This is a genomic window from Flavobacterium humi, assembly GCF_004745595.1.
Taxonomy (GTDB): domain Bacteria; phylum Bacteroidota; class Bacteroidia; order Flavobacteriales; family Flavobacteriaceae; genus Flavobacterium; species Flavobacterium humi.
In genome coordinates this window covers 655469-678042 of record NZ_SRLH01000001.1, presented here as the reverse complement: position 1 = coordinate 678042, position 22574 = coordinate 655469, and the positions used below count along the sequence as shown (strand labels likewise).

General features: G+C 35.6%; 25 protein-coding genes and 1 pseudogene. 9 read left to right on the top strand and 17 right to left on the bottom strand.

Translation table 11 applies throughout. From position 1 onward, the window contains the following. Both E4635_RS15680 and E4635_RS02930 read left to right on the top strand, forming a co-directional pair. Nucleotides 1–1855: pseudogene (locus E4635_RS15680) on the top strand (type IV secretion protein Rhs); the annotation flags it as partial. A gap of 3 nt (nt 1856–1858) precedes the next feature. Continuing rightward, entirely contained in the window at nt 1859–2299 is a 441-nt protein-coding gene (locus E4635_RS02930; RefSeq protein ID WP_135525108.1) for a hypothetical protein, read from the top strand. A 184-nt stretch (nt 2300–2483) separates the two neighbouring features. On the opposite strand, the gene nhaA is transcribed toward E4635_RS02930, so the two are convergent. From nhaA to E4635_RS02910, 4 genes are all read right to left on the bottom strand, one after another. Continuing rightward, the gene (gene nhaA / locus E4635_RS02925; protein WP_135525107.1) at nt 2484–3659 is read right to left on the bottom strand and encodes a Na+/H+ antiporter NhaA; all 1176 of its coding nucleotides are present in this window, start codon (nt 3657–3659) and stop codon (nt 2484–2486) included. A gap of 45 nt (nt 3660–3704) precedes the next feature. Next, entirely contained in the window at nt 3705–5000 is a 1296-nt protein-coding gene (locus tag E4635_RS02920; protein ID WP_135525106.1) for a TIGR00341 family protein, read from the bottom strand. 62 nt (nt 5001–5062) lie between these two features. Then, the gene (locus E4635_RS02915) at nt 5063–6883 is read right to left on the bottom strand and encodes a chloride channel protein (RefSeq protein WP_135525105.1); all 1821 of its coding nucleotides are present in this window, start codon (nt 6881–6883) and stop codon (nt 5063–5065) included. 282 nt (nt 6884–7165) lie between these two features. After that, complete coding sequence (locus E4635_RS02910) at nt 7166–7423, bottom strand: hypothetical protein (protein WP_135525104.1); 258 nt, start codon at nt 7421–7423, stop codon at nt 7166–7168. Between the two features lie 498 nt (nt 7424–7921). Here E4635_RS02910 and E4635_RS02905 point away from each other — a divergent pair, with 498 nt between their 5' ends. The 5 genes from E4635_RS02905 (at nt 7922) to E4635_RS02885 (ending at nt 10882) form a co-directional block, all read left to right on the top strand. After that, entirely contained in the window at nt 7922–8326 is a 405-nt protein-coding gene (locus E4635_RS02905) for a hypothetical protein (RefSeq protein ID WP_135525103.1), read from the top strand. Between the two features lie 193 nt (nt 8327–8519). Continuing rightward, entirely contained in the window at nt 8520–8975 is a 456-nt protein-coding gene (locus E4635_RS02900) for a hypothetical protein (protein WP_135525102.1), read from the top strand. A 73-nt stretch (nt 8976–9048) separates the two neighbouring features. Continuing rightward, entirely contained in the window at nt 9049–9618 is a 570-nt protein-coding gene (locus E4635_RS02895) for a HEAT repeat domain-containing protein (RefSeq protein WP_211518722.1), read from the top strand. 235 nt (nt 9619–9853) lie between these two features. After that, nucleotides 9854–10348 carry a hypothetical protein gene (locus E4635_RS02890; protein ID WP_135525100.1) on the top strand — a complete coding sequence of 165 codons (495 nt, stop codon included), beginning with the start codon at nt 9854–9856 and terminating at the stop codon, nt 10346–10348. A gap of 87 nt (nt 10349–10435) precedes the next feature. Further along, nucleotides 10436–10882, top strand: a complete 447-nt coding sequence (locus tag E4635_RS02885; protein WP_135525099.1) for a hypothetical protein — start codon at nt 10436–10438, stop codon at nt 10880–10882. A gap of 91 nt (nt 10883–10973) precedes the next feature. Here the strand turns inward: E4635_RS02885 and E4635_RS02880 are convergent, their stop codons facing one another. The 8 genes from E4635_RS02880 to E4635_RS02840 form a co-directional block, all read right to left on the bottom strand. Then, on the bottom strand, nt 10974–11720 hold the full coding sequence (locus E4635_RS02880; RefSeq protein ID WP_135525098.1) for a DUF4184 family protein: 747 nt from the start codon (nt 11718–11720) through the stop codon (nt 10974–10976). A gap of 109 nt (nt 11721–11829) precedes the next feature. After that, nucleotides 11830–12399, bottom strand: a complete 570-nt coding sequence (locus tag E4635_RS02875) for a hypothetical protein (protein WP_135525097.1) — start codon at nt 12397–12399, stop codon at nt 11830–11832. Between the two features lie 3 nt (nt 12400–12402). Next, on the bottom strand, nt 12403–12861 hold the full coding sequence (locus E4635_RS02870) for a hypothetical protein (protein WP_135525096.1): 459 nt from the start codon (nt 12859–12861) through the stop codon (nt 12403–12405). 134 nt (nt 12862–12995) lie between these two features. Next, nucleotides 12996–14429 (bottom strand): serine hydrolase domain-containing protein, encoded by a 1434-nt coding sequence (locus E4635_RS02865; protein WP_135525095.1) that lies wholly within the window; start codon nt 14427–14429, stop codon nt 12996–12998. A gap of 229 nt (nt 14430–14658) precedes the next feature. Beyond that, complete coding sequence (locus E4635_RS02860) at nt 14659–15234, bottom strand: hypothetical protein (protein WP_135525094.1); 576 nt, start codon at nt 15232–15234, stop codon at nt 14659–14661. 260 nt (nt 15235–15494) lie between these two features. After that, nucleotides 15495–15779, bottom strand: a complete 285-nt coding sequence (locus E4635_RS02855) for a hypothetical protein (protein ID WP_135525093.1) — start codon at nt 15777–15779, stop codon at nt 15495–15497. After that, the gene (locus tag E4635_RS02850; RefSeq protein ID WP_135525092.1) at nt 15776–16339 is read right to left on the bottom strand and encodes a hypothetical protein; all 564 of its coding nucleotides are present in this window, start codon (nt 16337–16339) and stop codon (nt 15776–15778) included. Before E4635_RS02850 ends, E4635_RS02855 begins: the two co-directional genes overlap by 4 nt. A 336-nt stretch (nt 16340–16675) precedes the next feature. Further along, complete coding sequence (locus E4635_RS02840) at nt 16676–17104, bottom strand: ester cyclase (RefSeq protein ID WP_135525090.1); 429 nt, start codon at nt 17102–17104, stop codon at nt 16676–16678. A 169-nt stretch (nt 17105–17273) separates the two neighbouring features. Here E4635_RS02840 and E4635_RS02835 point away from each other — a divergent pair, with 169 nt between their 5' ends. Both E4635_RS02835 and E4635_RS02830 read left to right on the top strand, forming a co-directional pair. Further along, nucleotides 17274–17762, top strand: a complete 489-nt coding sequence (locus E4635_RS02835; protein WP_135525089.1) for a hypothetical protein — start codon at nt 17274–17276, stop codon at nt 17760–17762. Between the two features lie 146 nt (nt 17763–17908). Continuing rightward, nucleotides 17909–18313, top strand: a complete 405-nt coding sequence (locus E4635_RS02830) for a ribonuclease E inhibitor RraB (RefSeq protein ID WP_135525088.1) — start codon at nt 17909–17911, stop codon at nt 18311–18313. Between the two features lie 43 nt (nt 18314–18356). Here E4635_RS02830 and chrA read toward each other — a convergent pair whose 3' ends face one another. From chrA to E4635_RS02805, 5 genes are all read right to left on the bottom strand, one after another. Next, nucleotides 18357–19475 carry a chromate efflux transporter gene (gene chrA / locus E4635_RS02825; protein ID WP_135525087.1) on the bottom strand — a complete coding sequence of 373 codons (1119 nt, stop codon included), beginning with the start codon at nt 19473–19475 and terminating at the stop codon, nt 18357–18359. A gap of 195 nt (nt 19476–19670) precedes the next feature. Then, nucleotides 19671–20129: a hypothetical protein gene (locus tag E4635_RS02820; RefSeq protein ID WP_135525086.1), complete on the bottom strand. Its 459-nt coding sequence runs from the start codon at nt 20127–20129 to the stop codon at nt 19671–19673. Between the two features lie 129 nt (nt 20130–20258). Beyond that, nucleotides 20259–20747, bottom strand: coding sequence for a hypothetical protein (locus tag E4635_RS02815; RefSeq protein WP_135525085.1), 489 nt, complete (start codon nt 20745–20747; stop codon nt 20259–20261). A gap of 82 nt (nt 20748–20829) precedes the next feature. Continuing rightward, nucleotides 20830–21225, bottom strand: a complete 396-nt coding sequence (locus E4635_RS02810; RefSeq protein ID WP_135525084.1) for a VOC family protein — start codon at nt 21223–21225, stop codon at nt 20830–20832. A gap of 208 nt (nt 21226–21433) precedes the next feature. Beyond that, complete coding sequence (locus E4635_RS02805; protein ID WP_135525083.1) at nt 21434–22552, bottom strand: hypothetical protein; 1119 nt, start codon at nt 22550–22552, stop codon at nt 21434–21436. Between the last annotated feature and the right edge of the window lie 22 nt (nt 22553–22574).

Genomic DNA, 22574 nt, shown 5'->3' with positions numbered 1-22574 from the left:
AGCGTTGGGCCTACAGAAAGTAGATTATAATTACAACATCCGTGGCTGGCTTAAAGGCATAAACGATGTGGCGAACCTGACGCAAGGGGCTAACCCTGTAGATTTGTTTGCCTTTAAGGTGAACTACCAGGACAACGATACCCAAAGCTATGGAGTGTACAGCGTGCCGCCCCTATATAACGGGAACATTAGTGAAACGTTTTGGCGCACCAGCAGCGACAACGTGCAGCGTAAATACGGTTACAATTATGATAACCTAAACCGACTAACAACCGCCACCTATCAAAAACCGGGAGCGGCAACGCCAACGACCAACTCGTATAACGAGAACCTTTCGTATGACAAGAACGGGAATATCACCGCTTTGACCCGAACTGGCGAATACGACGATGCGGATTATTCTTTAGAAATTGACAACCTGGCGTACTCCTACCACGCCGATAACAAAAACCAGCTGATGAAGGTGTTTGACAGTACCAACAACACCAACGGGTTTAAGGACGACACTACAGGAAGTAGTGACCCGGCCGATGATTACACTTACGATGCCAACGGGAATATGACGGCCGATACCAATAAGGGTATTACACAAATTGTGTACAACCATATGAATTTGCCTATAAAAATCGTTTTTAACAACAACAGCAGTACAAAAATTGAATACCTTTACAACGCAGCAGGTGTCAAATTGCAGAAAAATGTAACCCAAGGCAGTACGGTAACAGCCACCCAGTATTTTAACGGCTTTCAATACGTAGATGGGGTGTTACAGTTTTTCTCTCATGATGAAGGGTATGTAAACAACACGGTGGTAAACGGTAACAATGTTTACAATTATGTGTTTAACTACACCGATCATTTAGGCAATGTACGATTAAGCTACGGGGTAGATCCTGCTACAGGCGTTCTTAAGGTATTGGAAGAAAATAACTATTATCCTTTTGGATTGAAGCACAAGAACTACAACATGAGCCAGAAGACCTATATTAAAAATGGGGGAGTTGTTGTGTTGGAGCCGTGTAACAGCTGTGCTAAGACGTATCAGTATAAGTACCAAGGTCAGGAGCGTCAAGATGAGCTGGGACTGAACTGGGACGCTTTCAAGTGGAGAAATTATGATTATGCGATTGGTAGGTTTGTCGTAATGGATAAACTTGCAGAAGATTATAGCTATCAGTCACCATATAACTTTGCAGAAAACAGAGTTATGGACGGAAGAGAACTTGAAGGATTAGAATGGCGTTCAAGTACTTCAAGTGATGGTAAAACTGTTAGTCTAACACTTAGTGTAAGGACAATCAACAATTCTTCGGGAATTATTAGTAACAAACAAATGGCTGCTTTAGCAAATGAAAGAGCGGCTCAATTAAGTTCCAGCTTAGGTGGCACAGACGCTCAAGGTAGAACAGTAAATGTTTCAGTTGAATACAATGATAAAGCAACCATATCTTGGGAATATAGTATGGGTAATGACACAAGTGATAGAACTTATACAGGAGCTGATGCTTCAAAGCAAGAGGACTCAGATGCTTATGCGGATGGACTTACAGGAGAAATCGGTAATACTCAAAAAAATAGAACTCAAGTAAATGTATATAAAACCGATAGATATGGAAATACATTAAATGTTGACACACCAGAGATGAGTAAAGAGTTTGCACAAACTGGAGCTCATGAAGATGGTCACGTACTGGGGTTGAGACATGAAAAAGGCGATAAGGATAACAAGTCTAGAGAAGAACAAAAGAAAGACCCTAAAAACTTAATGAATAAAGACCCTAAAGGAACAAATATAAGTCCGACTCAAAGAAGTGAAGCCATTAACCAAATTGAGAAACAACAGAAAAAATCATAAAAAATGAAATGTATAATATATAGTCTTCTTGTAATTAGTACTGTTAGTTGTGTAAATCTTAAAATATTTTATAAGGATGGTGAATTATATTCTAATAGTTACCCAATTAAACAAATATTTGAAAAGTATGACGCAAAGGGTAAAGACAAATCAATTGTTGCTTTTACAGGGTGGTTTGAAAAAGATACTATTAAAATAATTAATGGTGGTAAAGTAGTATTTGAAGAACCTGTAAAAACTAGACAAGAAACTGGATTTGCAACTTTCTGGGTTGTTTCAAACGAAACAAAAGTAGAGATATTAATTCCCAATCCTAACGGAATAAAAATTACATTAAAACAAAAAGATTTAAAAAAATACAAATTTGTATATATCAGTAGGGATGAGACAAAAAGAGATAAATATGAATTAGAATATTCCAATGAATGGAAAAAAAACATGTAAGATTTGCAGATTCGGTTTGTGCTTCGTGAGGCACACAATCAAATCCACACCATAAATCAAGGATGAGCTTTCCCGAAGTATCGGGAAGTTCGTCCTTTTTTTGTTTGTATATTCAATACGGCTATTAATAAGTAAGGCTCTCAAAAATGACAGCCTCACATAAATTAACTTAACCTAACTTGAATTAATTTTTAGCCTTTTTATAATTTATTTTTAGAAGAGTATAGCCTAAGATTCCCGATAACACTGAAGCTATTAAAATTGAAAATTTAGCTTCTGAAATAAGCACAGGGTTGGAAAAAGAGAGCAAAGAGATGAATATCGACATGGTAAAGCCAATCCCTCCCAAAAGGCCTACTCCCAGAATATGAGTCCAAGTCGCATCTTGAGGCAATTCACATATCTTCAATTTCACACTCAACCAAGAAACCAGTAGAATACCTATAGGCTTCCCAAGAAGTAGACCCAATAAAATTCCCAATCCAAGGCTTGAAAACAGCCCTTGCACCATTGAAGATTCCATATGGATATTAGTATTTGCTAATGCAAAGATGGGTATGATTATAAAATTTACGGGCTTTACCAAGATATGTTCCAATTTTTCAAGTGGGGATTCTACATCGTCAGCTGTAGTGGGCAAAGCAAATGCGGTAAGTACTCCTGCAATGGTGGCGTGAATACCTGAATTATGAATGAAATACCAAATAAAAATTCCTGGGATTATATAAAAGTATATGTTTTTTATTTTCATTCGGTTAAAAACCAATAATAACAAAAATACCACTCCAGCATACATTAGGTAAGTAAAATCAAGTTTTGAAGAATAGAATATGACAATCACCAGTATTGCTAAGAGGTCGTCTACAATTGCCAATGCGGCTAAAAAAATCTTTAACGATGCTGGCACTCTTTTTCCCAACATGGTGATTACCGCTAATGCAAAAGCGATATCGGTGGCCATAGGAATACCCCATCCTGCCGATGTAGGTTTGCCATAATTTAAAACATAGTAAATGACCGCTGGAATGATGGCACCACCAATGGCACAAAGGATGGGCAATAAGGCGTTTTTAGGAGAGGAAAGTTCGCCTTCCACCAGTTCTCTTTTAATTTCCAATCCAACCAATAGAAAGAAAACCGCCATCAATCCGTCATTTATCCACAACGAAATGGAATAATTGAGGTGTAGTTTTTCGGAGTGAAAACCAATTTCGGTTGATAAAAAATCATTGAATGATTCTCCTAATGATGTATTTGCAATTATCAGTGATAGGATGAGGCAAAGGAATAAGAGTATTCCGCCTAGCGTTCCTGATTCGGAAAACTCTTTCCAAATCTTTGTATTAATTAATTTAGCCATATTTCACAAAGATACAATATCTTTTTTTTGCAAGTAAAACGACAGCTATTTTTCCAAATACACTTCCACTTTCTTCTTCGAAAAGCGTTGTTGTAAAAAGCGTTCCAACTTATCTTTTTCCTCTGTTGACAATTCTTTTTGGGCATTATAAATCAATACAGGAATTATTTTTGTACTGTCTGTATTTTCATTAAACGTATGGTTGCTTATAGCTATGTTTTTAACCTCAGGGAAAAGGATTCTAATTTCTGATAAGATAGATTTGTTGTCATATTTGGACAGCGCCAATTCGTTTCTCAATTTCGAAATCAGTATTTCTTTATCATTGGTAGCATTTCTGTTAGCATTTATTTCATTTAGTATCTCCCTCTTGATGTCTGTCGTATCCTGTCGTATTAAGAGTTGCGTGTTTTCAAGGTCGTACTCCTTTAATTTTTGGTTCAGAGTGACAATTTCGGTATCATTGAATTTTTTATTCAAAAAGACCAGTTCAATCTTTTTAGGTATAGCATTGAATTTTGTTTTCTGATATAAGATGGTATAGCCTTTGTCGATAAATTCATTCTCAACAAACAGCTCTGTTTTTTGCTTGTATTTCTTTTCCTCAAACAATTGGTATGCAAAGAAAATACTTGGAACAAGTAAAATGAAAATCAAGGCAGATATACTATATTTTACTCTCTTTTCGCCTTTTGCATCTATTTGTTTTTTTATTGGATAGTCAAGATATTTAACGATTAAAAACGTAGCAATGCATATAAAAACGCAATTAATGGTATATAAATACATAGCACCTAAAAAGAACAGGAAATTCCCTATTGCCAGTCCATAACCAGCTGTGCATAATGGCGGCATTAATGCTGTTGCAATAGCTACTCCTGGAATTGGGTTTCCTTTTTCGGTTCTGGTAATGGCAATCACACCTACTAAACCACCAAAGAAAGCAATCAGTATGTCATAAATATTGGGAGATGTTCTGGCCAGCAATTCGGTTTGAGTTTCCTTAAAAGGACTTACAAAGAAATAAATGGTGGAGACCAGCAAGCTAACAACCGTTGCTATGGCAAGATTCTTAAGTGACCTTTTGAGTAATTCAAAATCAAAAATACCCAATCCGAAACCCGCTCCCATTATTGGCCCCATTAGTGGAGAAATAAGCATTGCCCCAATGATAACAGCCGTAGAATTAACATTAAGGCCAACTGAAGCGATAACAATGGCACATGCCAGAATCCAAAGATTTGAACCCCTGAATGAGGTATTGGATTTTATATCCTCTAAAACTTTCTCTTTATCCTGTTCACCAGTATTTAGGTTTATAAAACTTAATATTCTGTTCATCCTTACTTTGTTTTGTAGCTAAAATATTAAATAACATTCACTTAGGTATTAGGAAAAGTAACTTATTCTATAATCATTTCTTTTAGATTTTTCCTATAAGCCTCAAGTACATCCAATTTTGAAATGAATCCCATAAATTTGCCATACTTCAATACTGGAATTAGACTTTGATTGGAATGTTCAAATTTCTCCAGCATGATTTCAATACCATCGTCAAATAAAATAACTTCTTTTGGTTGTTCCAAAATATCTTTGACTTTTGAATAATTTATTCTTTTTGGTGTCAGAATAATTGATTTTATGTTTTCAAAATCAACCAATCCTAATAATTTATTATTTTCATCAATTACTGGAAACAATTGTTGATTTGAGTTATAATAAATTGAAATCATCTCGTCTAATGAATGGTCAATATGAACAGATTGAATATCAATTTTAATTAACTTAAGAGCGTCAATGCTTTGTAGGATATTTTTATCCTTATCACTTGTGTATACATCCCCGCTTACGGCCAAATCTGTGACATCTAATGAATGTTTTTCAAATCTTTTAGATACAGCATAACTGATGGAAGATACAATCATCAGAGGTACCATTAAATTATAGCCACCTGTAATTTCTCCAATTAAGAAAATAGCAGTTAATGGTGCATGGAATAATCCGCTTAAGATACCAGCCATTCCAACAATAGTTAGATTAGAAATGGGTAATGTGTCTGAAATACCTAACAGAGAAATTAATTTGGAGACAAAAAAACCTAAATAGGAACCTACAAAAAGTGAAGGTGCAAAGTTACCTCCATTGCCTCCGCTTCCTAACGTTATTCCAGTAGCAAAAGACTTCAGTAAGATAATTGCACCAACGAAACATAATAAAATCCACTCATTGTTTTTAAAACCTTCAAGAAATGTATTATTCAACAAAACTTCTGGACTATCAGTAGACAAGGTCTTAATGCTCTCATATCCTTCTCCAAAAAGTGTTGGAAAAAAGAAAATCAGAATCGCTAAAATCGTTCCGCCAAACAGAGCCTTTTTATATGTGTTTTTCTTATTTGCTGCAAAAAAATGTTCAACTCTCCTAAAGTTCCGTGCATAAAAAACAGATACGAATCCCGCCAGAACCCCAAGTATAATATAATAAAGGGTATTATGAAAATTAAAACTTAATTTCTGATTGAATTGTAATAAAATATCATCGCTTAAAAGTATGTTGGAAGCCAATGCTCCTGTGGCAGCAGCAATCATAATGGGGATAAATGCGGAAATGCTTACATCAGTTAAAATAACTTCTATAGCAAACAATACTCCAGCAATAGGGGCATTAAATGCTGCTGCAATACCTGCTGCTACTCCACAGGCTAAAAGGAGTATCCTGTTTTTTTGCGAAAGTTTATATTTCTGAGCAAAATTTGAACCAAAAGCTGCACCAGTAACCACTATCGGACTTTCCAGTCCAGCTGAACCTCCTAATCCAACTGTAAGGGAGCTGGTTAAGATTTGCGCATACATTTGCTTTTTAGGAACTATTCCTCCTTTTTTGGCAATAGAGTGTAGAATTTTGGCACTGCCTTTTTCGATAGAGCCACTAAGGAAATTTTTGATTACAAAAACAGTGAGCAAAAGACCAATAATTGGCAATACACTGTTGATAAAAGGCAATTTTAAAAAGGTATTTAGGTAATTGGCGTATAAGAAAACATTATGGGCAAAGCTTTTTAATATAATCACTGCCAATGCACATGAAATTGCAATTACTACACATGACAGATAAATAAAGTTTCTTTCTGTCAATACTTCCTTGGCTACAAAAAAAAGGGTCTCAATTTGACGAATAATTTTCCTGAAAAAAATTATGGGTCTGGATATTAATCGATTTGGCATATTACAAATTTAACTCTTGAGACCGTATAAATCAAAATAAACTTGTTATTTATTGAAAGGATAAGAAAATTCGAATAATATTTATTTGGGGTTTACGAGTAAAAGAAATCGTTGATTCGGTTTGTGCTTCGTGAGGCACACCACCACAATCACCCACACCATAAATCAAGGATGAGCTTAACGGCTCGTCCTTTTTTTGTTTATGGTGTTAAAATAAAAAACCTACTCCAGTTGTTGGAGTAGGTTCTTTTGTTTTGATTTTTATGATTACTGGAAATAAAATTAATTAGCCAATTTATTAAACATCGTCTCCCATTTACTCTCTAATGTCTCATCAATTGTTTCAAAAATTTTATCATACCTATTCTGAATTGATTTTGCAACTTCAACTTTCCAACCATTATTCAAAGTAATTGAATTTGTTTTTGCCCATTCCTCTATTTGGTTTACTATTGGTTGACCTTCAGTGTGAAAATCTTCAAAATAATTATCACAACGATATGTTCGGTCAATTATAGTTGCTATACTTTTAAAAGGCATTAAGTCTTCGGATATACAACATGTAAATGATACTCATTTTTATAAAGCTAAATTGTAAAAATAATAAAAGCGAATTGAGAAATAAGATAGAAGAATCCTAACTATAGTGGTTAGGATTTTTTTATGTTCTCATGGAAGCAAAAGCTAATTTTGAAAAGCAAGTGCCCTAGCCCTGATGGAGCCGATATCCTCGCAACGCAGTGGAGAGATAAAGGCGAGAGCAGGACACGAGCGTAGCGAACTGACGAAGTAAATAACTCTTAAAACAAAAGAAAAAGAATACCTTTACAACGCAGCAGGCGAAAAATTGCAGAAAAACGTAACCCAAGGCAGTACGGTAACAGCCACGCAGTACTAATTCACCTCCAGAGGTTATCCTCATGCATCTGAAGGGACCGCAAGTTACTAATATTAGACTATCTGGAAATAATGATAATCACGGTAATATTCAAACGGTAGCTGGCGGAAATATACAAGCTGCAATTAATAAAAAAATAGATGATTGTAATTAGTAAAAAAATAGGATTATATACTTTTTTAGTATCAATTTTGGCCATTTTGATATACTTATTTGTATATTATTTATCAGTGACAGACGCTACAAATATAAGATTGGAAGGTTATGTTTTTGATGAAGAAACGAAGCAACCGATTAATAAAGTAATGATTATAATAAATAATGAAAGATATGAAGATAATAAAGGAAATAAAAATTATGACGAATATTTAGGTCATGATAAAATAAAATTGTATTCTGATAAAAACGGATATTATGCTACTATAATTAATAAAAGTGCTTTTCTGTGGTTGGATTTTAATAAAGAAGGCTATTTGGACGTTGAAGAGAAAGGTCAATATTCTGAGAAAAAAATGGAGTATAAAACTTTTATGAAAAAAAACTGATAGCGCGGATTTGGGGAATGTACCCGATAGCGCGGATTTACTTCGTCTGTTCGGCTAAAGCCTCGGGTGCAATCCGTGCCCATAAAGAAAACAAAAAACTACAGCCGTAAAAAGTTGTAGTTTTGTTTTTTAACAAATGAAATGGTTGTTAGATTTGGTTTTTTAATTTTTGTGGGTAAGAAAATATAACTTTATGGGAACGATCTATAAATTAAATATCATTAGTATAGTAACTAAACTTGTATCAGTTTCAATAATTCTTATTTTCCTTATCTATTTTATTGATGAAAATATGAATTTTGAAGTATATGTATTCTCATTCTTTATAATTCTTATAGTAGAAGTATTTGTATTTTTTTTTGGTAAATTTTTAATAAAAATTGAGATAAAGAAAGATACCCATTCCATTTGTCTGTATTTTAAAAAATATTTCGTCAATCACTTAAAAATGATTCCATTGAATGAATTATCCTTTTCATTTAAAAGAGAGACTGGGGCAAGGGGAGTCCAGTCAAATGAATTTAGATTCTATGACAGTAAAGGAGGAAAAATAATCGGAATAGGAAGGGGTTTTGATGGATGGGAGAAAAAAAATATCGACAAGCTGATTGAGGAATTAAAAGAATTGAAGGTGAAGGAATTATTGTAAAGGTAAAAACAGGGAAAAAGAATAGATTTTAAGTTATAACCTTTCCATCTTGATTAAATAAATAACCATGATAATGGATGCAAATACGATAAAGGATGAATTGAAAAAAGTAGGGATATCAATAAATGATATTTATGATTTAGTCAATACAAAAGAGTCTTATCCTTTAGCAATACCAGTTTTATTGGATTTATTGCAAAAAGGAATAGAGGATGTGAAAATTAAGGAAGGTATTATTAGAGCTTTAGCAGTTAAAGAAGCTATAGGGAAAGCAAGTCCAATTTTGATTGAAGAATATCATAAGATAGCTAAAGATAAAATGATGCTCCGTTGGGCCATTGGAAATACAATATATGTGACCATTACTGAAAATGATGTAGACAGTATTTTACAAATAGTTCAAGATGATGAAAATGGAATGTCCAGGCAAATGTTTGTTTTAGCTTTAGGAAAAGTAAAATCTGAAAAGGCTGAAGATATCCTGATAAAATTACTTGATGATGAGGAACTAACTCCTCATGCTTTAGAAGCTTTGGGCCGTTTAAAATCAAAAAAGGCAAAGAGTAAAATTGAGATTTTAACCAAGCATCCAAAATCACTTATTAAGAAAGAGGCTGAAAAAGCATTGAAAAAGATTGGTTAATTCCAATAGCGCGGATTTACTTCGTCTGTTCCAGCTAAAGCCTCGGGTGCAATCCGTGCCCATAAAAGAAATAAAAAACTACAACCGTAAAAAGTTGTAGTTTTGTTTTTTAACAAATAAAGTAATGGATTACTCCGCCTGTTCGGTTAAAGCCCTGGGTGTAAATCCGCACTACCGGTTTTAGGATAAAAATAGATGCCACCCCAAGAATAGGGCTTAAATAATTTTTGAAAACATGAGAAATAGAATTGGATCTATACTATTCGGACTTTTTCTTTTGTCTTGCACGGGGCAGAAGAAAGCAGTCGATAACCCAATGGGTGATGAAAAGTTAGCCATCATAACCAATCCGAAATACACAAAATATATTCTAGGGAAAACTTATGAAATGTGGAAACCCGAAGGCTCCGATTTAAAGAAAGCAGATGGGATTTTATCGAGAGCAATAAATGATAATCAATTTTATTTTTTAAAAACAAAAGAGCTTTCAGAGTTAAAAAAGAATTATCTACAATACTTATGTTACATAGATGAAAAAGGAGAAAAGATAATTTATATAAATTCAATGTGCAAGTTGTTTACGGATTACGATAAAAACAATAAACCAAAAGTATTTGATTGGAAGCATGAAATGGTTTTAACGGACGACGGTGGGTATTGTTATTGGTATATCAAAGTAAATTTAGATACCAATACATATTATGAGTTAATGATTAATGGTTTTTCATGATAAATTCAGATTCCAAGATTTGGTTTGTGTTTCGTGAAGCACGTCCGGTTGTAATACAGGAATCAAAATGTTTAATAAATGATTAAGATGAGAAAAAGCATAATCCTTTTTATGCTGACAGTTTTAACGATATTTACAAGTTGTAGCAAAAAGCAAAATTACATATATTCACTTGATAGAAAACAATGTATTACTATAATAACAGAGGGAAAAGTCAGGTATATAATTGATGGAAAACATTCCAAAGTTCCTCATAATAACTATCTTAAATTAGATTTAAATAAAATAGATTCTTTTGGTGACGAGATAGTAGGTTGCTGGAAAGAAGGGAAATATGAATGGTTTGTAATTAACGATGGGGCAAGAATCATTGAATTTAAACTTGACTCAACTAAATTCAAATTCAAAACTGATTTTCCTTTAGATGAGAGAGGAATATCTAGTTTAAAAAACTTCAAAAAAGAAAAATGTTTTGATTTAGGGATTGAAAATGGGGAAATAAATTTAATAAGAGGAGATGTTATAGTAGAATGATAAATATAATCCTCGCTATCAGATCTAAAGATATTGTTTAGAAATGAAGAAAATTAAAGAAGTAATTAATAACTTATATAATCAATACTTCTTAAACTAAATTATTATTTTCACCATTGATTTGCCTTACTAACCATGGCGTAAAAACTAACGAAATCAGCACTGCTGAAATCCCCGTAACAATAAGTTGACCATATGCTTTATAGTCTAGCCCTGTTGAAAATCGTATAAATATTATTGCTAAAGTCAAGCCAACTACGATACTCCAATATTTAAAACTAAATCCTCCGGTTATATTCTTGTTTATAGGCAATTTTAACAATGCAACAGAAATTATAATTCCACCGAGTAAAGTACTTGAATGTTGAAGTATTTTAAAAACCGGTATTTGCATTCCGAGAATATCAATTTTATTTGTTAGCATTGGAATTATCTCAACAAAATAACCGTGTACATGAGTAAAACTGTCCCAAAACAAATGCGAGATTGCACCAATTAAAGCTGAAATTATTATTACCGCCCAATTTTTTTTAAAATGCTTATTCCAATTGAATTTACTAAACGAAGAAAGTCTCGATTTTAAAATTGTCGGTAGATTATCAATTAAACTTTCACGGACAAAATTATGAAAGATAAAAGCGAGTAGAAGTCCCAATGGAATATCAAACCAAAACAACCCGCTCAAAGTATGACTGTAATTGCTCTGGACTTTCATCCTTATAAAATATTCAAAATCAGGAGTCAAACTACCTATTACAAGTCCAGTTAATGAAAACCATCGCCTAGGTAAGTATGTTAATGGTAAAACTATTGCAGGATGTGAAAATGTAAATGGCATTTTGATTATACTTTAATGGCAAAGTTTAAAAGTATGAAAATAATATTTAATGATTAATCTGTTCCCGCTGCACACAGCCGGGAGACTTTGCGTAGCTGGTCTTGTTTTTTTAGCCATTGTTATTTGCTGCCTGAAGTTTTTTCCTTTTCATGATTTCAAATACCCCTAAAACAAGCAATGCGATTAGTATTCCTTGCAGGAAAACCAGCCCGATCCCGGATAAGAATGAATTGGAAAACCCGAAATCCTCATTTTCGGACAAATAATCCCTATGGAAACGGGTTACAAGTATCACATAGCGTTCGAAATAAAACCCGGATTTCATAAAAAATGCTACGAGCATGACATACCAGAATTTTGAGGCGAATTTTTTAATACATAAGGTAAAAGGGAATAGCAAAGAAGATAGGAACATCATCCAATACGCCATTGCATAAGGGCCTTGCGCTCTTTGTATAAAAGCATATTCCTTAGGATTCAGGGCCATTCCAATTAAATAGACCGCAAATGTGATTATGGTATACAGGATAATGAACCGGCAAACCAAATGCATGGCTTTCCCTGTTTCGTACCGCTTTTTAAATAAAAGTTCGACAAGGAGTAAGGTTAGGATTATGGGGATCAAACAGTACATAAGGTTTGCATCCACTATTGCAATGATTGTTTTGTATAATTCCATTTTTTAGTGGCCAAGCTGCAGTTTTACCGTATCAATCAATATCCTGTTCCCCTTGGCTTTATATAGTTCAGTTGCATTTTTCCAGGTGCCGTTTTGCAGGATCAGTATTGATTTGCCTTTTAGGTCAAGCCATACTTCAAATGCAACATATTTGGCATCTGTAGGATGTATGGTAACGATATACTGATTTGTTTTATCGGTTTCTTCTATTTGAACCTGGCTATTATCGGTGTGTAAGTCAATGTCATTATTCCGTAAAGAGGAATTTTTGAATTCAGGGATTGTGGTAAAAAGGATTTCACCTTTCCCAACCTTGAGTGTAGGGAATTTTTTGTGTTCAGGATACCAACTATGAAGTATGGCTTTTGGTTTTTTTTCAAGCCTGATCGTATCCTGCGCGTTGGCGAGATGGGGCCATAAAGCCAAAGAGAAAAAGAAAAGGATGGTTGTATGTAGGTGCATTTATCTTTTTTTTATAATGTGTTGATGTAAAACAAAACTAAACAAAAACATTGGAACGCGCCTAAAGGAATTGGCGTCATTGTTCACCTCTTTCTATTATGAAAAATATAATTTCAAACTGCCCTTACCGACAGTTATTGTAACTTCACGAATTTGACATTTGTTGCCCCAAAATTGGTTATGCTTAATGCTGTTACTTCGTTTTTTTTGTTTCTTTCAAAATTCACATCCGCAGAAAAAGTAATTACGCCCCTAAATTTATCTTTTTCCAATTCAGTCAGCACAACATCACTTAACCGATCATGTGTCATTGTCAACTTTCCATTGATTATTTTTACGGTAAAACGTGATGATAAATCATTGTTTTGAAAAATACCTTCAAAGTCTTTTAGATTTGTTTTAGAAACATATTTTGCTTTTTCTTCAACTTTAGGCTCTATTTTAGTTGCTTTTTCCCTCTTTTTAAACGTATCAGACAAATAAAATTCTGCAATATCCATTCCTGCTTTGTAGGCTACAAAATCCTCATCATTACTCAAAAGTATTATTGATAATTTGTTGTCTTGAAAACGGCCCAAATAAGATTTGAAACCAGCATCACTTCCTGTATGGTTATATACGGTAAGGCCTTTGTAATTCCTGATGAATTGACCTTTGGCATGGTAAATAGTTTCTCCGTCACTTACCGCTAAAATTGCAGGATCTCCGTTATCTAATGTGGAGGGTTGATTAAAATGAGCAATAAAATCGACATTTTCCAATATTGGTTTTTCAAAATTAGTAGTCCACTTACTTAAATCTTCTACTGTTGTGTACACGTTTGTTGGCCCGACCGAAGAGCTGTTAAGGTTTCTTTTGACGTGCAATCCGTTTTCCTCTCCATAAGAGTAGGCCCTGTTCTTCACTATTTTTTCGTTATCATCATATAGCAATGTATTTTCCATACCAAGAGGATTGAAGATGTTTTCTTTTGCGAATGCACCAAAACTTTTCCCTGACACTCTTTTTATAATCTCGGCTAACAATGAAAATCCGGTATTGCTATATTTAAATTGGCTTCCGGGTGTAAAGTTCAATTCTTTTTGTTTGGAGATTAATTTCAGTACTTGTTCGGAGGTAATGATATCATCCATTCTCCAACCTGCTAATGTTAATAATGACCACTGATCTTTTAACCCGCTTGTATGGGAACATAAATGTTTAATCGTTATTGTTTTTTCATAAACCGGCAATTCAGGAATGTATTTTCTTATGTCATCATCCAATGAGATTTTGCCCTGTTTCTCTAAAAGGTAAATTGAAAAAGTTGTAAATTGTTTGGATACAGATCCTACATTAAAAATAGTTTTCGGGCTTATGGGAACATCGTATTCAAGGTTAGCCATGCCATATCCCTTTTTAAAAATAATTTCCCCGTCCTTAACAATGGCAACTGCAACACCAGGTGTTTTTGAATTGTACTTAGAGAATAATGAATCGATTTTTCTCTCCGGATTTGAATTTGTCTGTGCTGGCAGATAGTTAGTGAAAAAAATAAAAATCAGTATAAGTTTTGTTGCCTGTTTCATTTGCTTAAAATGTTTTATTTCTATCTTGTTTTTACAAAATTGCCAATGTAAATGTATTAAAAAAGAATAAATGATTGATTTTTCTTATAAATTTTAAGAAATACGAGCAATGGGTTTTGCTTCAGGGAAAGATTTTTTGCGCAGCGTACAAAGCTCGGCAACTCAAAGTCGGGAGACTTTGAGTTATAGTATAAAATAGGCTCCTCAATCTTACTTGCTTTAAACATGCCTATTGATTATTCAACTTAATAATGCCGGTTTCGTTTGGGTACGTATCGTTCTCATTCCTGGTATATGTTCTTACCAGTTTCAGGTCTTCAATTTTTAAACGATCCGACAAAAGAACATTTTTGGCAGACAGTTTAAAAACATCATACTGAAAATCAGGTTCAGACCATTCCAGAGTATATTGATAAGCGTCGATTATTTGATTACTGCCGTTTGTTTTGATGATTAAAATGTCGTTAAAATCTTTTATTGATGTTGGGCCGCCGCCATTATAGCTATATCCTTTAAATGTAGCGATAAATTGGTAGTAATTGTATTTGCCATGTATAGGCTCAAAAGCGGCTGTTATTCTTTTTGGTTCGGTAAATAAACCGAAATGCTCATCTATATTATCTAGTTTAGAATAATTGAAATCGGCATTTTTCGTTTGGATTTTAAGGTTATAAATTTTGGTTTCATTTAGTTCCGTTGCCTTTCCCTTAGTTTTTGATTCATAGACAATTTCCAATGGTTTTGAAACACAGCAAACCAATGTAAGTAAGAGAAAAATAATAGATTTGTTTGTGAGTAACTTCATGGCAGGATAATTAAAAATAACAGACAAGATGTTTTAGAGGTAAAACTAAACAAAAAGATTGAAACGCGTTTAAAAGGATGGGTTGATGCTATCTATGAAAAAACTGTTTCAAATTTTTCAAAATATTTTTTTTGCAACAAAAGTTGTTGCAAATTTTTTTAAAAAAATATTTTGAAACAGAAAGTGTGGTAATTTTTTTGAAATGATTTTTTTGATCACAAAGTGAGGCAAGTGGAAAAAACTATTGCTTGAAGATAGGATCAATTTACATTAAAAATGTTTTTTACCATTACGTAATATCCATCCCAATCACAACTTCCATCATGAATTTCAATTTCTTTTTTACCATTAAGCTGAAAAGAATAATTCATTGAACTTGTACAAATTGAAAAACGGCCTCTTCTGTTTCTTTGCAAAACCATTCGTTCGAATAAAATGAACTCATTTAATGTTTTAGCATCAACAGTTATTTTCTTTTTTTTCTTTTTATTGACGTAGTATTCTGAGATAAGCTTGTTTTCCCATTGTTTAATTACTCTTTTCAACCATTTTTCTTAATCAGCTCAAATATTTCCCCATCTTTGGCAACATACTTTACCAAACCATTTTTCCTGTCATAATAAAAACACGATAAATAGCCGTCATCAATATTTTTGGCATTAATCGAGTCTTCAAATTTATAGACGTGCTCATACAATTGATTTGTAGCCTGAATCCTGAGTTTTTTTGAGAGGGTTGGTTTGTCCTGTAAAGTGTTGGTCAATCCAAAAAAACTTAGTTTGGGGTAAGTTGCATCTCCTTCATCGTTTTTCATTATTGAAACGGTACTGTGCAATAATGTTTTGGTGTTGCTTTTCAGGCTTAAGACAAGTTCAATATAATGGAGCTGCTCGAAAGAAACTTCAACGCAATTGCAACCTGGATTGGTATAATTTTCTACTCGGGAATCTACCTGTAGGGTATCCAGGTTTCCAAGATTACTCTTGAAAATCAAAGTCTGGCCTTCTTCATAAGGGCACCAATTTTTTTCTTCTTCCGTTAATTCCATTTTATTACAGCAGGAACCGAGGCAGAATAGCAGCAATAGGAGGGGGAGGTGTTTCATTTTTTTGTTTTGTGAAAGGGTATAGGTTACCTGTTTTTGTACGATTGCTTTTAGTTTTCTGATTTTAATGTATCTAAATAATCAGTTGAATTGCCATTCCAGTAACATTTTACACAACGATTGTTTAGGAACTCATGCTCACAATTTTCATAACCATATATAATGTTTGAACATTCGGGACAAAGGCTTTCCATTTGCGAACTTTCTTTATAAAATTCACTACTGCATTCATCACATATTTTTAGGGTGGGCATATGATTTTAATTATCGGTTAACTTGTTTATAGGATAGCAAAGCTAAACAAAAACAAGCCTGAAAGGCATAGGTATGGCATCTTCACTTCAACAACCCAATCTGCTGCATGATCGCCAAATTGTCCATTAAGTTCCAGGTTTCGGTAATCAGGCCGTTTTCATCAAAAAGATGCAGGTCCCAAAAGGAGGCCGTGATTTTTTTATGCGTAGGCGGTACCCCCAAAACCGTTTGCGAGTGTGTGGCAGTGGCAATGCTTCGGCCCATGACCCAATTGTCTTCGGCAACAGCCTGTTCAACTGTAATCTGGATGTCCGGCCAGGTTTGGTGCATGCCTTCAAGGAATTTCCGGATCCCTTCCCGGCCTTTTTCGCTTTGCCTGGATTTGACTTCATGGTTCGGGGCGTAATAAAGAATACACTTATCGACCTCCTTGTTGTTGAAGGCTTCTTTGGCCTTTAGGTAGTTGGCCTTGTTCCTTGCGGAGGTTCCGGGTTTGTTTGCATCTTTCATAACAAATAGGTTTTGCAGGTGGTGGTTGGTGTAAGGGAGATTATAATCGGCAATGCCAATGTTAAGCTTTTACTTTAACAAAAAACTTAACATTGTGGTATTATTTTAATGATTTACATTTGTTTAACAGTAAAATAACGCTAAAATAATAAAAAAAGCAAAATGGACTATGGAAGAAAAAAAACAACCCGAAACCACCGGTAAGGAAGAAACCAAAGCTGTGCCACCAACACCAAGAAAAGTGGCGGCTCCCCGTAAAACTCCCGTAAGGAAGCCCGCAGTAAAAAAAGCAGTTACAGCTCCTGCTGCATCCAAAATTGAAAACAAGGCAAAAGACGAAAAGGCTGCCGTTTTAAATAATGAGGAAAAAACCAGTAATGAGGGCCCAATAAAGGAAGCAGCAGTAGTAGGGGAAGTTATCCCAACGAATGCTGCTGATGCAAACAAAAAAGATTCCGATAAAAAGAGAAAAATGAAAGACAAGGCCAAAGAGAAAGAAAAGAAAAAAAAGAAAAAAGCACAAGAGAAGGAGAAAGAGAAAAAGAAGAAAGCTAAGAAAAAGAAAAGGGAAAAGGCAAAAAAAGAGAAAGCCAAAAAGAAGCTAAAAGAGAAAGAGGCAAAAATGAAAGCCAAGAAGAAAAATAAAAAGAAAAAATAATTCCAGGCTCCTTTAATTTTACAGAAAGATAATAATCAAATTGGCCCTGATCTGGAAATGAATAGTATTTTTGGATAGGGTTCCGTTTAGGGTGGAGCCCTGTTTACCTCAGGAATAAAGCAATTGCACGATATAAAACCGATACAATGAAAATTTTACACTTTCTGAAATCCAGGCAGGCGAAACCATTCGTTTCTGAAAATGATTTTATGGATAATCTTGAAAAACAATCGCATACTGCCATAGAAACATTGGTGCGGTTGCGGGATTCCGATATTGAGGAAGAAGATAAATTGACTATTGAGTACTGTTTTTACACCAACATCCTGAAAAAATCGGAAGCGCTCGTTACGGAAATTGAAAAATTAAATTATAAGGTCCACAATTGCATTGCCCCCAACAATAAAGATCTTTTTATGGTTTCGGGCAGGACAACTGAAATAAAAATGATGCACGAAGCTTTACGGAAATGGAGTGTGGAAATGTGTGAATTAGGATATAAGCACGATTGTAATTTCGACAGGTGGGAAATTGTCTTGGATGCCAATTGACATAGTTTAGGGATTTGGCATATTAGCGTATGTTGTGGAAACCTTACACTAATGCCAATACATAACCTGCAATCGAGCCACCTAAAACCACCCAGGCAGTATTGATGTTTTTGTAACCAAATGCCAGCAGGATGCTTCCAATGGCAATAAGGATTGTCCGCCAGTCATTCATGCTGTCTTTGCCCATGGTGTAACATACGGCAATTATAATGGCTATTGAAGCCACATTGACAGCGTCAAGAAAGACAGAAAATAACGTGGAGTCCCTCATTCGTTTTACAAGAGGGTTAAGCAAAGCCACAAAAACAAATGAAGGAAGGAAAATCCCAACGGTTGAAACGATTGCTCCTGGCCAGCCATTGATTTGATACCCTATAAAAGTAACCGAAGAAAAAACAGGGCCCGGTGTAAATTGTCCTACTGCAATGGCATCAATCAATTGTTGCCGGCTCAATAATCCGGTTGACACCAGCTCGGTATCAAGAAAAGCAAACAATACATAACCGCTTCCGTAAAGTATGGCTCCTATTTTAAGGAAAATCCAGAACAAGTTCACGTTGGTTGCAGGCAGGAGGGCTGTTTTGGAAAGCTGTAAAAGAGTAAAAGGAAAGAAACCCTTTGCGGTATCCCTTTTTTTGATGGATGCCAGGGCCAAAGCAAAAATCCCTGCGCCAAACATAAGGTATATTTCATTGAAGTGTAGCAATGAAAGTGCCAATACGACTGTACCGATTATCCCTAATTCAAATGTTTTGAGTGATTTTTTGGCAAGCGGGTATACCGCAGCCAACACAACAGCAATGATTGCGGGCTTGATGCCATAAACAAAAGGCTGTACTTCCGGAAGTTGCCCATATTGTTTGTATAGCCAGGCAAATACCGCTGTAATACAAACAGCAGGAAGTATGAAACAAAGCCCGGCCACAATCAAGCCTTTCCAACCGGCTCTTTCACGCCCAATGTGAATGGCCATTTCGGTGCTGTTGGGCCCGGGGATTAGATTGGTTGCTCCAACAAGGTCAAGGAAATGCTGTTCGGTCATCCATTTTCTTTTCTCAACCACCTCCTGGCGCATCATGGCGATATGCGCTGCAGGCCCGCCAAAGGCAGTAACACCCAGGCGCAGGAATAATTTCGCAACACCTCTTAGGTCATTGTCCATTTCTGTCTTTGTTAGTTTGGTCATAGCCTTCCTTCAATCTGTGGCAAAAAAAATGTTTTCAAAAGTTTTGCCACAAAAGTTGTGGCAAAAAAAATGTTTTTAAAAATTTTGCCACAACTTTTGTGGCAAAAAAATAAATGAAAAAAAAAATGCCACAAAATAAAATATGTTGGGATAAAAGCCGATGGCATTGGTTCATTCAATAACAAGGCCAACTAATATTTCGCCATTGGCGCCCCTGAATTCACGGTTGAAAACCTTTTTCCCGATAATATGCTGTGCATTCTTCAGGTCCTCGAATTCACCGCCGAATTCAAATTTGAATTTCACGGAATTTACATCATTCTCATCTTCCAGGAAATCCGAAACATGGATGAGGTATTCTTCCAGGATATCTTCAAGGGGATATTGTTTGTCTTCTGTGGTTTCCAATTCGTAGGACATTACCATCCTGTATTTTGCTGCATCCGTATCTTCCAGGTCTTCGTAGATCCCGTTTTCAATAAATTTGTACCGATTCGTATCCTCATATTTCCGGCAGGTTTCCAATTGGATGTTATGCATGAGGTCAAACTCCAGGAGCAGTTCTTTTCCCGCGGGCATGTCAAGGCCAGGTTGTTTTTTGTTGCCGAATAGTTTGCTTAATAGTCCCATATAATTTGGTTTGTATTGGTTTTGGGTTGCTTGTTAACTGATACGCGCAAATATATCGAAAAGAGTAAAAGAAAAAAATAAAAAGCAGCCAGGGATAAAGCATGCCGGGGTTATTTTGGCCCGTTGTCTTCAAATGGCACGTATCAGGTCAAGTAACTCCGCGTTGCTGTATTTGGCGGTCTTATAGTTTAAGATAAAGGGCTCCGATTTTTTTTCAGACAAATTCCGGATGACCAAAACATCGGAAACAGGGATCCTGAAGAAACTGTCAAAATACATGACTTCGTATTTTTTTCCATCCAGTTGGATGATCCTGACATTTTTAGGGAAATCGTATTTCGAATTGAAAACCTGTATTTTTTCGATGGTCCGTTTTTCAATTTCAGAAAAGGGATCCTTGCTGAAAAACCGTTTTTCCCGTTGGTTTTTTATGAAATCAAAACAAAACAGCACCACCGTACAAAACACAGTCAATGTTATGGTAAAAGCAATAGGGTAGAGTAGGACTATTACGCCTTGTGTAAAATAACCGGCCATGGAAATAAGTACGGTTAATACCCCAAAAACCATAAATAACAGTTTGGCCTGGTTCAGTATGACGGTTTCTTTGTTTAGCATGTCTTGAAATTACCTGCAGCATTTGCAGCTTGCCGTAATTGAGATAAAGATAACACTTTTTAAGGGAGCAGGAGCATGCAAATTACATACCGGGCCAGTATAAAAAATTGAATTTATGCCCATCGGGATCCGCAAACCCAAACGTGTAGCCAAGGTCAAAGTTTTCAGGCTGGGCAAAAATTTCCCCGCCCGCTTGCTTCACTTTCTCAAACCAGCCATCTACGGCTTCCCTGCTGCTTGCAGATAAGGAAAAAATGATTTCATTGCCGGCTTTGGTATCGGATGATTTGCTTTTTATAGCGTTTTCAAACCTTTTGGGTGTAAAGAAATGGATCACAAAATTAGTTTCGCCAAACAAGAAACTCACCAGTTCATCATTGCCCTTCCCATTGGGTTTGAATCCCAAATCAGTATAAAATCGAACCGTTCTTTGCAAGTCATGCGAAACCAGGTTGGCCCATATCATTTTAGTTTCCATATGTTTTGGTTTTAGTGGGTTGAGGATATCTAAGGTAATGAATTAATTGTTTTGAAACAATTGTAAAGTTTGGGATTGGGGTGTTTAATGTTATACAATTAGTAAAATAGAAAGATAAACCAGATAGCGCGGATTTATAATCCGTGCCCACAAAGAGAATAAAATCAAAAGTACAGATGATTTTTACATATAGTACACACGCCAGCTCTCACTCCACCTTCCGCAATGCCATATGAACTGCATTCTTATCGAAAACCATATCCCACTGCATGGACTTCTCCTGGAATCGGGTAACCGTTACGGGAATAGTGTCCGGCCGTTGCGGGTTTTTCTCATACGAAATGACCTTTAAGGTATTCCGGGCATCGTCATAGTCATATTTCATAAATATAGAAGTGCTGTCTACATACATATAAGGATTGGGGCAGTAATACATCTTCCCGCGTTCTTCAATATAGATTGTTTTCCAGGCCAGGGAATCCTTTTGCCATTCGTTTTCAGCAACCGGTTTCCCGTTACGGGTCATGGCTTCGACCTTCCATTTCCCAAAGTATTTTTTGGAAAGATGGACATTGTGGTTGTAATAATACACAAACAGGCAAGGAAGCAGGATGCATGCCAAACGGGCAACAGGGCGGGCCATGTTACTGCCAATCGTAGGCAACATGTCCTTGCATTCCTTAAAGAAGCTGATGATAGCCGTTTTATGCTGCCACAGCAGATACGTGAGCCCCAAGGCAATCTGGACTGAGGTAAACAAGGTAATGGGCCCGATATGGTAAAACATATTAATCAAAACGATATTCGCAATCACCGGCAGAAGCACCGCGACACCAGCCAGGACACTCCGCCTGAACAGCAAAAGAAAACTCCCGATAATCTGGAATAAAGCCAGGATCACCGCCAGGTTGTAAGAATACCCATAGTATACCCAGGTAAGTTCCTGTCCGTTTAACTGGCTTACCAAAGTGTCGTTTATATGGTAGGAATAATTGAAATTGACTTCGAAGAGTTTCTGGTATCCGAAATCAAAAAGAAGGAATGCAATCCAGTACCGGAGCAACGTGGTCAGCCAGGAAATATAAAGCACAGCATTGGCCTTTCCTTTTTTCTCCTTATTGTGCCAGTATATGGAAAATCCTACTGAAAATAGTATGGCTATTGCCAAAGTCGATAATCCGGCAGGAATTATCAGCGGGGCAAGCGCGAAGGGCAGCAGCGGTGCAATTATAAAAAGAGCCGTATTGGCCGCTCCGACGATCGCTAAAAAGCATAAAGATAATTTGGAAAACCAGTGTAGGTTGTCTTGCGTTCCGCTTGAATTCATAGGGTTTGGTTTGGTTATCGAT